Source organism: Pontibacter cellulosilyticus, from assembly GCF_014306105.1.
GTDB lineage: Bacteria > Bacteroidota > Bacteroidia > Cytophagales > Hymenobacteraceae > Pontibacter > Pontibacter cellulosilyticus.
Window position 1 is genome coordinate 1331355 of sequence record NZ_JACRVF010000001.1, and the last position, 13399, is coordinate 1344753.

14 protein-coding genes are annotated in these 13399 nt (G+C 45.5%); 8 read left to right on the forward strand and 6 right to left on the reverse strand.

Translation table 11 applies throughout. The features are described 5' to 3' along the window. Positions 1-6: 6 nt before the first annotated feature. The gene (locus H8S84_RS05685; protein WP_187066274.1) at positions 7-1347 is read right to left on the reverse strand and encodes a D-alanyl-D-alanine carboxypeptidase; all 1341 of its coding nucleotides are present in this window, start codon (positions 1345-1347) and stop codon (positions 7-9) included. 293 nt (positions 1348-1640) lie between these two features. Here H8S84_RS05685 and H8S84_RS05690 point away from each other — a divergent pair, with 293 nt between their 5' ends. Beyond that, complete coding sequence (locus H8S84_RS05690) at positions 1641-3053, forward strand: MBL fold metallo-hydrolase (protein WP_187066275.1); 1413 nt, start codon at positions 1641-1643, stop codon at positions 3051-3053. A gap of 53 nt (positions 3054-3106) precedes the next feature. Here the strand turns inward: H8S84_RS05690 and H8S84_RS05695 are convergent, their stop codons facing one another. Next, positions 3107-3973, reverse strand: a complete 867-nt coding sequence (locus H8S84_RS05695) for a pirin family protein (RefSeq protein WP_187066276.1) — start codon at positions 3971-3973, stop codon at positions 3107-3109. Between the two features lie 402 nt (positions 3974-4375). On the opposite strand from H8S84_RS05695, the gene H8S84_RS05700 reads away from it, so the two are divergent. Beyond that, positions 4376-4753, forward strand: coding sequence for an anti-sigma factor antagonist (locus H8S84_RS05700; RefSeq protein WP_187066277.1), 378 nt, complete (start codon positions 4376-4378; stop codon positions 4751-4753). Positions 4754-4804: 51 nt separating this feature from the next. On the opposite strand, the gene H8S84_RS05705 is transcribed toward H8S84_RS05700, so the two are convergent. Both H8S84_RS05705 and H8S84_RS05710 read right to left on the reverse strand, forming a co-directional pair. After that, complete coding sequence (locus H8S84_RS05705) at positions 4805-5452, reverse strand: hypothetical protein (protein ID WP_187066278.1); 648 nt, start codon at positions 5450-5452, stop codon at positions 4805-4807. A gap of 146 nt (positions 5453-5598) precedes the next feature. Next, on the reverse strand, positions 5599-5964 hold the full coding sequence (locus H8S84_RS05710; RefSeq protein WP_187066279.1) for a hypothetical protein: 366 nt from the start codon (positions 5962-5964) through the stop codon (positions 5599-5601). A 599-nt stretch (positions 5965-6563) separates the two neighbouring features. Here H8S84_RS05710 and H8S84_RS05715 point away from each other — a divergent pair. Both H8S84_RS05715 and H8S84_RS05720 read left to right on the forward strand, forming a co-directional pair. Next, positions 6564-7196: an outer membrane beta-barrel protein gene (locus H8S84_RS05715; RefSeq protein WP_187066280.1), complete on the forward strand. Its 633-nt coding sequence runs from the start codon at positions 6564-6566 to the stop codon at positions 7194-7196. A gap of 10 nt (positions 7197-7206) precedes the next feature. Then, positions 7207-7911, forward strand: coding sequence for an outer membrane beta-barrel protein (locus H8S84_RS05720; protein ID WP_187066281.1), 705 nt, complete (start codon positions 7207-7209; stop codon positions 7909-7911). A gap of 72 nt (positions 7912-7983) precedes the next feature. On the opposite strand, the gene H8S84_RS05725 is transcribed toward H8S84_RS05720, so the two are convergent. Both H8S84_RS05725 and H8S84_RS05730 read right to left on the reverse strand, forming a co-directional pair. Next, positions 7984-8724: a (Fe-S)-binding protein gene (locus H8S84_RS05725; RefSeq protein ID WP_187066282.1), complete on the reverse strand. Its 741-nt coding sequence runs from the start codon at positions 8722-8724 to the stop codon at positions 7984-7986. A 2-nt stretch (positions 8725-8726) separates the two neighbouring features. Then, complete coding sequence (locus tag H8S84_RS05730; RefSeq protein ID WP_187066283.1) at positions 8727-9572, reverse strand: hydroxymethylglutaryl-CoA lyase; 846 nt, start codon at positions 9570-9572, stop codon at positions 8727-8729. 253 nt (positions 9573-9825) lie between these two features. Here H8S84_RS05730 and H8S84_RS05735 point away from each other — a divergent pair, with 253 nt between their 5' ends. From H8S84_RS05735 to xseB, 4 genes are all read left to right on the forward strand, one after another. Then, on the forward strand, positions 9826-10218 hold the full coding sequence (locus H8S84_RS05735) for a hypothetical protein (protein ID WP_187066284.1): 393 nt from the start codon (positions 9826-9828) through the stop codon (positions 10216-10218). Between the two features lie 30 nt (positions 10219-10248). After that, positions 10249-11304, forward strand: a complete 1056-nt coding sequence (locus H8S84_RS05740) for a hemolysin family protein (RefSeq protein ID WP_187066285.1) — start codon at positions 10249-10251, stop codon at positions 11302-11304. 185 nt (positions 11305-11489) lie between these two features. Further along, on the forward strand, positions 11490-13049 hold the full coding sequence (xseA, locus tag H8S84_RS05745) for an exodeoxyribonuclease VII large subunit (RefSeq protein WP_187066286.1): 1560 nt from the start codon (positions 11490-11492) through the stop codon (positions 13047-13049). Continuing rightward, positions 13042-13305, forward strand: coding sequence for an exodeoxyribonuclease VII small subunit (gene xseB, locus H8S84_RS05750; RefSeq protein ID WP_187066287.1), 264 nt, complete (start codon positions 13042-13044; stop codon positions 13303-13305). The genes xseA and xseB overlap by 8 nt, the downstream gene beginning before the upstream one ends. Positions 13306-13399: the final 94 nt, after the last annotated feature.

A 13399-nucleotide genomic window follows, 5' to 3' on the forward strand; every position in this document is an offset into this window, starting at 1 on the left:
TTTCGGTTAGTACTTTTCGTGAATCTCGGTCATGATGCGCACCATCTCTTCGCGCACCACGCTGCTTGACTCTTTAAAATTGTTGTTCATAAAACTAAAGAGCAGCAGTTTGCCACTTTTGGTCATAATGTAGCCGCTCTGGTTGTGTACATGCGACAGCGTACCAGACTTGCCGAACACAAAGGGTACATCGGCTTTGTAAATGCTCCGGAAAGTACCTGGCCGGCCTCCCACTGCCAGCATAGGCAACAGTTTGTCTGTTGGCCTCTCCTGCTGCAGCTTTTGTAGTAAAGCGATTATGCTGCGCGGCGTAAACATGTTCATCGACGACAGGCCTGAGCCATCTACCCAAACCGGCTTGTCCGGCAGGTCATGCAGGTAGTTGTTGACAACGTACTTTATACTTTTCTCTACGGCCAGGGTATCGGATATTTTGCCGGAAGCCATCACCAGCAGCTGCTCTGCCAACAGGTTATCGCTTACCTGCAACATACGTTTATACACGCTGTCTGATGGTAACCCGGGTAAAACAGTGGCTGTTTTAGGAATTGGCCGCTTTAGCAGCACCACATCGCGCTTCAGGGTATCGGCCAACAGCTTCACGGTCGTTTCTGCAGAGGTGATAAACGGTACTTCCAGCGAGAAATCGGGTTTAGCGCTTTTAGGATAATAGGTAATGTTGTTGCTTCGCCATTCACGCACAAACGCATCTCCCTGTGGCTGCACCTTTGCCGTATCGGCTTTTAGAGTTGCCTTAAATACAGCAGGCGTTACCGTGTAAGGGCTGTTCTCTTTGCGGTAGAATTTTACAATGTTGCCATGTATAGGAAAGATGCTGCGCTCCGGCTGGTAATAGTAATTGTAATCGTCCCAGCCCCAGTTTGTTGCAAAAGGTGTACTCGCAAGAGGTGCCTGTATGTAGTATAGCTTTTCTTTTCTGTTCTTCAGAAAATCATAGGCAATGGAGTTCTTTAGATCCATATGGGCAAATGTGGGATCGCCGGTACCCCAGAAGAGAAGCGAATCGCCTTTAACCGTATACTTTAGTGCCGGAATGGTATTTCCCAGCATTTTAAGGCTGGCATAAAAGGTAAACAGCTTGGTATTGGAGGCAGGCACAAAATACTTATCAGCGTTGTGCTCCACCACCATTTGCCCCAGCTCCGGATCGTAAAGCGCGAAGCCCACAAAACGGTTTATTCTCTTCTCCGACGCTTCTATTTGTTGCTTTATAGTTGCCGGGCCATACACTTCTGCTGCTGGCTGCGGCTGTTTTTGTGTTACACAGGATACCTGAACAAATATCAAGAAGAACAATGAGAAAAATAAGGAGGCGCGTACCTGCATGTTTGTGCGGTTTATGATTCAGAAAGCTTAAGTAAACGAAAATATAACATATCCGCAAAACTTTTAACCTGCTTATTTTATACTTTGGGTAAGCCAGCTACAGTAAAATTATACTTGCTATACTTTTGGAGCTTTACTGAGCACAAAAGCAACTGTAGTAGAAGCTGTTATTTATACTATTAAACCAAGGACGGTAGTAGGCACCGCTCCAAGAAAATCTGCAATGATGACATAAGTCACCAATATTTGTAATTTTAAGCCTGATATTTACCGCGATGTTTACAACTGACGATATGAAAGTAGAACAGATCTATACCGGGTGCCTTGCCCAGGGCGCCTATTACATCGAAAGCAACGGCGAGGCCGCCATCATAGACCCGCTTCGCGAAATAAAGCCTTATCTGGACAAAGCCACCGAGAACGGAGCCAGCATAAAGTATGTGCTGGAGACGCATTTCCACGCTGACTTCGTGTCGGGCCACCTGGACTTAGCCAAAGCAACCGGTGCTCCTATTGTGTTTGGCCCAAACGCGCAGCCAACATTCAATGCACACATTGCAGCTGACGGAGAAGAGCTAAAAGTAGGCGCTGTAACCATAAAAGTACTGCACACGCCTGGCCATACCATGGAGTCAACAACGTATCTGCTGAAGGACGAGCAAGGAAAGGACTACGCCATTTTTACCGGTGACACCTTGTTTATTGGAGATGTTGGCCGCCCCGACCTGGCTGCAAAATCTGACCTTACAACCGAGCAGCTGGCAGGTTACCTGTACGACTCTTTAAGAACCAAGATCATGCCTCTGGCAGATAATGTGCTGGTGTACCCGGCGCACGGCGCCGGCTCTGCCTGTGGCAAGAACATGAGCAAAGAAACCTTCGACACGCTGGGTAACCAGAAAAAGACAAACTACGCCCTGCGCTCCGACATGACCCGTGAAGAATTTGTGAAAGAGGTAACAGACGGATTGATGCCTCCTCCAAACTACTTCCCATTTAATGTGCAGCTAAACAAAGAAGGCTATAACAGCATCGGCAATATACTTGAGCAAGGACTTACAGCCTTATCGCCGGAGGCATTTGCAGCGGCAGCAGCCGAAACCGATGCCCTTATACTGGATACACGTAAGCCACAGGAGTTTGCCAAAGGCTTTATAACGAACTCACTTTTTATTGGCATAGACGGAGGATTCGCTCCATGGGTAGGTGCACTTATACTTGACCTGAAGCAGCCTATACTTTTTGTTGCTGATGCCGGACGTGAAGAGGAAGTAGTGACCAGGCTGGCACGTGTCGGTTATGATAATACCATTGGTTACCTGCAGGGTGGATTTGAGGCCTGGAAACAGGCAGGCAAAGAAGTGGACACCATTGTTTCGATACCGGCAGATGAATTTGCTGCACGTTATGCCCAGGATGCAAGTATAAACGTGGTGGATGTGCGCAAGCCAGGCGAATTCCAGGCAGAGCATATCGAAACGGCTGTTAGCAGCCCACTTGATTTTATTTACGATAACATGGCAGCCCTGCCAACTGATAAAACACTTTACATTCATTGCGCTGGCGGTTACCGCTCTATGATCGCCGCCTCTATACTTAAGGCACGTGGGTACGTGAAACTAATTGATGTACAGGGAGGATACGGAGCCATTTCTAAAACAGATATTCCACGCACAAACTTTACCTGCCCCAGCACAGTGAAGTAGATTGCCTTAAAACAAAAGAGCCTGATGATTTAGTGATCATCAGGCTCTTTTGTTTACTCTGTGTAAAAGCCCATTTTGCCCATCTGGTAATCGCGCATGGCTTGCAGTATTTCGGTTTGCGTGTTCATCACAAATGGCCCATGAGACACCACCGGCTCCTTTATAGGCTCTCCGGCCATCAACAAAATGCGGGTGTCCTCTTTAGCCTTAAGCGAAAAGCTGCTTCCGTCGTTGTTCAATACAACAACATGGTGCCACTCCACTAGTCCAAAGCCTTCGTAGCTCACCTGCCCATCCAGCAAGTATAAAAAGGCACTGTGAGTTTCCGGAATCGGAAAAGTATAGCTGGAGCCGGCTTGCATAAAAATACGAAGCGAAAGTATAGGTACAGCCGTTTTAATGGGACCTCTTGTATCCTGAAACTCACCGGCTACTACACTTACCGAAATTTTTCCTCCTTCGAGCTCCAGTTGCGGCGTATCTTCTGCCTGTAGCGCTATGTATTCCGGCTGCTGCATCTTATGTGACTTCGGAAGGTTTACCCACAGCTGAATAATTTCCTGCACACCTCCCCTTTCCTCTATATCCTCTGGAGGCCGCTCACTGTGAATGATTCCTAATCCGGCATTCATCCACTGAGTTCCGCCTTCATACACCACGCTGTCGTTGCCGCGGGAGTCGCGGTGGTGAACGCCACCTTTGTACACAAACGTAACCGGTGAGAAGCCACGGTGCGGGTGCGGACCAACACCAGATTGCTTAGGCACTGTACCTTCCGGAAGTTTGGCAACATGATGGTGCAATAACAGGAACGGGTCGAGTTGCTCTACCTGCTGCGTAGGAAAAGGCTGCCGCACGGGCATGCCTCCCATATCCACCATGTCTGCATAAAGTATGCGGTTAACTGTTCTGGCTTTCATATTATGTTATCAAACCTAACGCTCTTTTCCATACTTGCTATACCTAAACTGGTTGCGGTGCTTTATACTTGTCCAAGGTTTTCGGTTACATGAAGTAAAAAAAATTTCTAATTTAAACAGATGAATTATTAATCATACTTAGTTTTTAGCCATATGTTGGATATTATTGATGTTACAAGATAAACGTTTGAACTACTATTCGATAGAAAAGCAGTGCAAAACACCCATAACAGCCTTTAAAGGACGATTTAAAATATATATCCAATAAAGTAAAAATTATATTAAAATTATCCATATATTTAATAACTACTGACGCCATACTGTTTAATATTACAGCAGTTTTAATGATGGATGATATGGGACTTGTGAGATGTAGTAAGTTTATAGCGAGCAGCAAAATCAATGGAAAGGTTTACAGCAGAGGTTAATCAAGTTGAGAATGTCGTAATGGTAAGGCTATCTGGTGAACTGGATGCCAACACGGCCGTGTCTGCGGATGATGCCTTGCAGGAAGCTATTGCCACCGCACCTTCAAAAGCCCTGCTTATTGACTGTACCGATCTGCATTACATTTCTTCTGCCGGCTTAGGTGTTATACTTTCATCGTTGCATGCCTGTAAGCAAAACAATATCCAGGTTATGTTCTGCGGTCTCCAGCCAAAAATTATTAACGTATTCTCTATACTCGGATTACAAAAGATCATAGATACAGCCCCGACAGAAGCCGATGCATTAAAGCTTTTAAACAACGACTCTGGCACATCAATCGATAAACCCTGAGCACCCGCTACATTTGGTTGGATACTCAGGGTTTTATAGCTGTTGTTTTACTTAAAAATCGATTCTATAGCTTTCATTATTATAGTATCTGCGGCCACGGTTCCTGTCGCTGTCTCTTTGCGAGGCTCTGTACCCTCTCCCGTAACGGTAGTTCTCGTTGTCTCTGAGAGAACGCGGAGATTGCCCACTATAATTGCCGCCGCCGTATCCTGAAGAAGAAACATCATGATCGGAGTTACCGCCGTACCCACTCATCGCACCATATTCACTGGAGCCCCCGAAGTCTCCGTGAGAGCTATAATTTGATCCACCGAAGGCAGAACCGCTGTATCCACCCAAACGTCCGGATCCATACCCCTGCATGCGCTGGCTATCACGTTCCCGTTTCATTTCTTCTATTTCGCTGTAACGGCTATCTGAGCTGTTTCCGAAACTGGGTATACCGTAGCCCTGCCTGATGTTATCCAGGTCGTGATGGCTATTGCCTACGTGGCTGTAGTAATCGCGCTCCATATCATAGTCGCGGTGCCGGTAATTTTGGTCATCGTCGTGGCGGTAATGCCTGCTCCCACCACCTTCGTACCTGCCTTCAGAATCACGATGGCGGTCTCTGCTGTAGTGGCTGCTCTGGTAGTTATTATCCCAATCCGAATTATGACGGCCCCTGCCGTAGTTATGGTCATGATAGTCTCGTTTCATAGCTGATAATTTAAATGTTGTGCTTTTTTATAAACGCAGTGCAACTGCAACGGTTGGGGTGCGCCAGCAAAGCAGACACGAAAAAGGCCCGGTTTCCCGGGCCTTATACTTATGAAAGATGTCTGGATAATTATCAGTCCCAAAAGTTAATCACGCGGGCCATAGCCGGTGGTACGGTAGCCATAGGTGTTACGGTTGGAGATATTGTAACCGGAGTCAAAAACTTCTTCCTCGCTCTGTGGCAAGTTGTAATAAGTACCTCCTACCTGGCGGTTCAGACGACTTGAGCCTCCTTGGTAACGATGCCTAATTTGCTGCATCTCGTTTCTCTCAGAGAATCTAGCTGGTTTCTTCTCCTGTTCAGTTGGTTTGTTTTTAAGCGCTTGGTTCCAAATGCTCTTGTTTGGGTTGTAAAGGTCTCTGTATTCAGAATTTTCACCACTAAAACCTGACTCGTAATCCTGATGATGTACATCATAAGGATTATAGCTGTTCTGATAATTTCTAGACATAGCTTTATACTTAACTAATTTAACAATTACTTGCACTATAAACGTTTTAAAAGCGTAGTAGTTCAGCTCATAAGCGTGCCAAATCAAAGTTCTTTATAAAATCCATATCTCTTGTATCATCACCTGCTTCAGGTTGGATGGTTCTTATTATTTAAAACGTAAATGTTTAAAGTTTGGCCACTAAATTCACATACAAATACTTAGTAATTAACACCTTAACCACAAATCATTTTAATATCAAAGATGTAAGGCCGTTACTTTAAGTTTACCATTTAAGACAGTCAGAAACTGTACATTCTTATTAAATTATAATTTAGAATTAAGGCAGCAATTAGACAGATGGGAATAGTTTTGCAAGAAGTATACTTAGCAAAGCATCTTGTTAGCTCCCAGTACTTTCAATCTATACTTTCTGGTGTGGGCTATACCTGGTGATGGTGCGCAGCTCCTGCATTTCCAAAAGGTAATTTGCCTGCCGCTGCACCATCACAAAATCAACACGGAAAAGAGACTGGTTACAGGTTGTATAAAAAATTTAATATATAGAGAAAGGATATTTTTACTACCTTGGTTTTAATTCCAAAGCTATTTAAACAACAATGAAAAAGTTATTCTTATCTGGCCTGCTGGCGCTGCTTGGCACCGGGGCTTTCGCACAAACTTCCGCTGGTACTATCTCCTTGGGAGGATCTCTGGGCTTGTACAGCGGTTCTATGGACGAAAACACAAGTGAGAGAAAGACATCCTCTTACAGCATTTCACCTTATGTAGGATATTTTATAAAGGACGGTCTTGAGATAGGTATAAACACACGTTTAAGCTTTAACTCCAGCACTACAGAGACAGAGGGATCAGGTCAAGAGTTTAAAACCAAGAGCTTTGGTTATGGCATTGGGCCACATATTACCAAGTATATATCTGTTACCGATAAGCTATACTTTACAGCGAATGGTGGTTTTGGACTTAGTGGTTTAAGAACCAAAAACCCGGAGCTAGACGAAGAATTGATCTCCACTACGTCAGGCTACTACATAGCGGCAAGCCCTGGGTTAACGTATTTTGCAACTACAAAACTCGGTTTCTCTGCCTCTATCGGTAATATAGGTTATGTCAGTTTTACATCAACAGACAAGCAAGCACAGCCTGAAAGAGAGACTAACTCCAGCAACTTTGACTTTAATTTCTCTCCTGCCACAGCCACTCTTGGTATCCGTTATTTTATAACCCGCTAAACACAGAGCCATGAAAAAAATCTTTTTAACGGCTTGTTTGGGTTTACTTACACAGTTCTGCTTTGCACAATTGCAGAAAGGCACCTGGACAACCACCGGCACAATAGGCTACAGCCAAAGCAACGATAAAAAAGATGCTTTAAATGATAGCCAAATAAAGTTCGAAAGAGATTATAAAAGCCTGCAGTTACTACCTAGTGTCGGCTATTTTATAAATGACAATGTTGAAGTAGGATTAACAGGAGGCTATAAAAACTCTGAAATGTTTGTAAAGTCAACTTCTGTAAGGTTAACTGAGGCCTCTACCTACGGTACAGAAAGTTACTCGGCTGGCGTTTACACCCGTTTGTATAAGTTTCTTTCAAACAACTTCGCACTGTATGGCCAAGCCAATGTAAATTATATATCCTCCGATGTCTCTTATTTATTTGAAGGAGAAAACGCCTTTAACAAATACATGTATGCCAATAATGTTGCTTTAAGAAATGTATCAGTAAGCATAAGCCCCGGCGTATCTTTTTTTGTGCATGACAGAATTAGCCTTAATGCTATATATGGTGCCTTAAGCTATGACAAGTATAACAACGATCACAAAAAAGAAGAAATGTTTTTCGGGCAGAATAAAATATCGGAGTACAGTACGAGCAACTATGACTTGAGGCTTGACCTGAGCAGCCAGTCTTTTAACCTTGGAGTTAGCTTATACTTTCGCTAATTGCTGTCCTACACCAACAAAAAGCCCTGGCAACTTATACTTGCCAGGGCTTTTTGTTAAGTAAGATTATGTTTACCAGCCACTTGCCAGTACATCGGCAATGTGCATGGTTTTAATTGGCTTCTTCTGCTTGTTTATATAAGCCTGCAGGTGCATCAGGCAACTGCTGTCTGTAGAGATGATATAATCAGCGCCGGTAGCCAGGGCATTATCAACTTTCTGTTCAGCCATGGCTGTGGAGATCGCCTCAAACTTAACAGCAAACGTACCGCCAAAGCCACAGCAGGTTTCGTTGTCTTCCATCTCAACCAGTTCAAGTCCCTGCACATTATCTAACAAGGCACGCGGGCCGGCTTTTATGCCGCACTCCCGCAATGCGCTGCACGAGTCATGATACGTATAGCGGCCTTGCAAGGCAGCACCCTCTATGTTGGTTACTCCCATCACATCTGTCAGAAACTCTGTCAGCTCGTACACCTTCTTCTGCATGGTGCGGTACTTTACCAGGTTCGATGATTTTACAAAGATATCCTGGTAGGCATTGCGCACCATGCCCACACATGAGGCAGAAGGCGCTACAATGTAATGCGATGTCTCGTTCGAGAAGTCATCCAGAAATTTGATAGCCACCTCACGTGCCTCATCAAAAAAGCCGGCGTTAAAGGCAGGCTGTCCGCAGCAGGTTTGGTTAGGATTATAATTTACCTCACAACCGATCTTCTCCAGCACCTTTACCATGTTCATACCAGTCTCCGGAAAAAGCTGGTCTACGAAGCAGGGTATAAAAATATCTACGATTATTCTTTTTGCCATAATTAAGAAAACACAGCATTAGACTCTGCCAGTGCGGCATTGAATGCTGCTTTGTTCAGGTTCAAATTTAAGCCAATCTTTTCGAAGTATGCGACTAAATTTTCGGTAGCCATATTGCCTACCAGTTCGTCTTTGGCCATAGGGCATCCGCCATACCCGCGCATAGCGCCATCAAACCTTCTGCAGCCGGCATTGTAAGCGGCCTCCACCTTCTCCTGCCAAGTAGTAGGCGTGGTATGCAGGTGGGCACCAAACTCGATGTCTTTGAACACAGGAATCAGGCTCTCGAAAAGGTAAGTAATGTTTTCAGGGTTAGACACTCCAATGGTATCAGAAAGGGAGATGATTTTAACCTTCAACTTATGCAATTCCTCCACAAATCGGATCACTGTTTCTGCATCCCAGGGGTCATTGTAAGGATTACCAAAACCCATGGAAATGTATGTTACCAGTGTTTTGCCGTGCTTGTGGCAGATGTCCTGTATCTGGGCCAGTTGCTCCATGGCCTCGGCTATACTTTTGTTTGTATTGCGCTGCTGAAACGTTTCCGACACCGAAAGTGGAAAACCAAGGTAATCAATCTGCTTATGCAGCGCAGCATCGTCGGCTCCGCGCACATTGGCGATTATAGCCAGCAGTTTCGTATCCGTTTTTTCCAGTTCCAGGTTGGCCAGCACTTCTGCCGTGTCACTCATTTGCGGTATGGCCTTTGGCGAAACAAAACTGCCGAAATCCAGTGTATCAAAACCCACCTGCAGCAAGGTGTTCAGGTAAGCTATCTTTTTCTCGGTAGGTATAAACTCTTTGATGCCTTGCATGGCATCGCGGGGGCATTCTATTATTTTCATCGTTTATGGGTTCTGAAGCGTTTGCCGGTAAGCGGCTATACTTCAAATATACAAATTAACTCCTGCATCTACTCAAATCACTAGTGCCGGGTTTATTATTTATACTTCTCCAAACCACTGCTTATACTTTAGCTTAAAGTATGATTAATGAAGATATACCCTACCCTGCTGAAGTACAGCAACTTTTTGTAATTGCATATAAAAACGCTAAGCTACCGTATATAGGGCAAACAGACATTTGATACCCCATACTATGGAAAACCTTATTGCTTACCTCGACGAATCGCTGGTTCCGCTGGAGAACAAAATACAGGAGTATCTGGAAGTGGAAAAAGAAATAAGGCTACTTGAAGTTAAGATCCTGACACTGCAAAACAAAGTGGCAGCCGCTGATGAGCCTGAACAAACTGAAAGCCAAGCAGATGTAGGTACAGAGGAAACCGAACTGGGGCAACACCAACAGCAGATGGATAAACTGCTACAGCGTTATCAGAACCTGCAAAACGAAGTGATAGGCATGCTGCCTGAGAAAAATAAGTTCGTAGAGATAAATCTGGGTTATGGTCCAAGTATGGTAGGTTATTTCACCGTGGATCTAGAAACACACCAGGAACTGCCGGAGCCTGTGCTACGGGTAGTACATTAGCCAATACATCTGTCAAGAAACAAAACTTAAATGGGCCTACTCATTCTATATCTTACCATTGCCTTATTCTTCTCCTTCCTGTGCTCTTTACTAGAGGCATCGCTGCTGAGTATATCGCCTTCGCATGTAAATATCATAAGCAAAGAACACCCTTCGCTTGGTGAAGACCTGCAGCACTTTAAAGACAATATAGACAAGCCACTGGCAGCTATACTTACCCTTAATACATTTGCGCATACCATAGGGGCTGCCGGTGTGGGTGCGCAGGCGCAGCTGCTTTGGGGAGATGAGTACCTCACGGCTGTTTCCATTGTGCTTACCATCATCATACTTGTTTTTACCGAGATCATTCCCAAAACCCTTGGAGCCAACTTCTGGAGACAGCTGACGCCTTTTACTGTACGCACGCTAAAGATCCTGATTTACTCTCCTCTTTATCCCTTTATTATACTTGCCCAATTTATAACCAAGCGTTTTAAAACCGATAAGAACCGCAGTGTACTTAGCCGCGCAGATTTTACGGCCATGGCAGAGCTTGGCATTAAAGAGGGTATCTTCAAAAAAGGTGAATCCCAGATCATTCAGAATCTGCTGCAATTAAATAACATCCTGGTGCGCCATATCATGACGCCCCGTACCGTTATTGTGAGCGCACACCAGGATATGTCTATAAAAGACTTTTTTAAGGAGTTTCCAGACCTGCGTTTTTCCAGGATACCTGTTTACAAAAATAACCTGGATGATATAACAGGATATGTTCTGAAAGATGAAGTACTCTACAAGCTAATTGACAACCAAGGCGACAGCAAGTTAAGCTCCATTCTAAGAACCATGCAGGTCGTATCTGAGCACATGCCTATTCCCTCCCTGTTTAGCCGCCTGATGGAAAAGCAGGATCAAATTGCGCTGGTAGTAGACGAATACGGCGGTACTGCAGGTCTGATAACAATGGAGGATATCATAGAAACGCTGTTAGGGATGGAGATAATGGATGAGATGGACCAGATAGCGGATCTCCAGGAGTGGGCTAAGATTAACTGGGAAAAGCGCGCCAAGCGCATGGGCTTCAAATCAGACAAACAGTAAAAGGCAGCCCTGCAGTTATACTTGTAGAGCAGGCTGTTGCTTGTCTGGGTGTTCAGGAGCCTACATTTCAACCTAGCGGCGCAATATTTACGTCATCCCTTTAGCCAGATAATCTAAAAAATCCTATCTTCGAATCGGAGGAGCCGGTATCTACTGGCATAGCAGGAGAAGAACACGTAGCAGCCATGTCCCAGATCTTTTTCAGACAAACTATCACGTACGAGGAGCAAAATGCGCCACTGTCGCTTTTTGAGCTGCACCAGCAGATCAGGGAGGAACTGGAGCTGGCATTTCCGGAAAGTTACTGGGTGGTGGCCGAGCTGGCGCAGGTAAACGTAGACAGGCGCAAGGGCCACTGCTATCTTACCTTGGTAGACAAAGGCGATGATGCTCGGCAAATTCTGGCTCAGGCTAAAGGCACTATCTGGGCGTCGCGTTACCAGATGCTAAGTCGCTACTTCGAAGAGAAAACCGGCCAGCCGCTACGAGCAGGGCTAAAGGTGCTGATGCAGGCATCGGTGCGTTTTCATGAACTGTACGGACTTAGCCTGGATGTCTCCAACATCGACCCCAACTACACCATTGGCGACCTGGCAAGGCAGCGGCAGGAGACGCTAAAACGGTTGGCTGCAGAAGGCCTCTTAGAAGCTAATAAAGAATTAGAACTGCCCCTGGTGCCGCAGCGCCTGGCAGTTATTTCGTCGGCAACAGCTGCCGGTTACCAGGACTTTGTGCACCAACTGCAAACAAACAGCTACGGTTATACTTTCGAAACTACGCTCTTCCAGGCAGTAGTGCAGGGCCATGAATCTCCGAAATCTGTAGCGGCTGCTTTTGAACTGGTGGCAAAGTATAAAGAGAACTTCGATGTGGTTGTGCTGATTCGCGGCGGTGGCTCCCAAACCGATTTAAGTTGCTTTGATGACTATAAAATTGCCGCAGCCATTGGCCACTCGCCTTTGCCGGTGCTAACTGGTATTGGGCATGAACGCGATGAAAGTATAGCTGACCTGGTAGCCCACACAAGGCTGAAGACCCCTACTGCCGTTGCCGGCTTTTTGATTGACCGCTTCCAGGAGGCTGAAGAACTGGCGGAGGACCTTTATGACAGGATACGCATGTTCTCGGCGCAGCAACTGAAAATGACCGAAGACAGACTTGAACGCCTGCACCTGCGCCTGAACAACACCACCATGCAACTGCTGCAGGGCAACAAAGAGAGGTTAGAGCAACTCTCCAGGGGATTTCTGCTAAAGCCAAAGGCCTACCTGGAGCAGCAGCGGCACCAGATCAGCGACCTGGAGAAAGATATCAACTCCGAGACAAAAGACCTGTTGCACGAGCGTGAAAAGTACCTGCAGGAACTGTCGGTTTGTGTGGAGGGCAAAAGCCAGCGCTGGCTGCACATGAAAGAGCATGATCTCAACACCTTAGTGCATTGCCTCGAAACCGAAGCAAAAGACAGATTGCAGAAAAGCCAGATTGCTTACTCCAAGTATAGCGATAAGTTGGAGTACAGTGCGCAAAAGAAGCTGCAGCAGGAAAATCACCGGCTAAAGTTACTGGAGATGAGCATCGAAGCCAATAACCCGGAGAGGCTGCTTTTACGCGGATATACCTTAACTTTGCTTAACGGCAAGATCATCAAAAGTACAAGCGAGGTGAAGAACGGTGATGTAGTGGAAACAAGGATGCAGAATGGCACCCTTCATAGTATGATTGTAAACATTGACACGGATGAATAAGAACCTGAACGAAATGACGTACCGGGAAGCTACCCAGGAGTTAGAAGAGATACTACGCGCCATCGAAAACGATTCTGTAGATGTGGATGAACTGACGCAGAAGGTACAGCGCTCGTCGCAGCTGATTAAACTTTGCAAGGAGAAACTAAAGAAAGCCGAAAAGGCAATTGACCAGGTATTTAACGAAGAGAACTGCGAACAGCCAACTAAACCTGGAGACTCTAAGCCTTCAGCTGGCGGCAATACGCTTTTTTAACCGCAAGTGTACATGGCCTAAATAGGCGCACTGATAAGCCAGATCTAAAGTATAAAAGCCGCTGCAAGTTATGTTGCAGCGGCTTTTATACTTA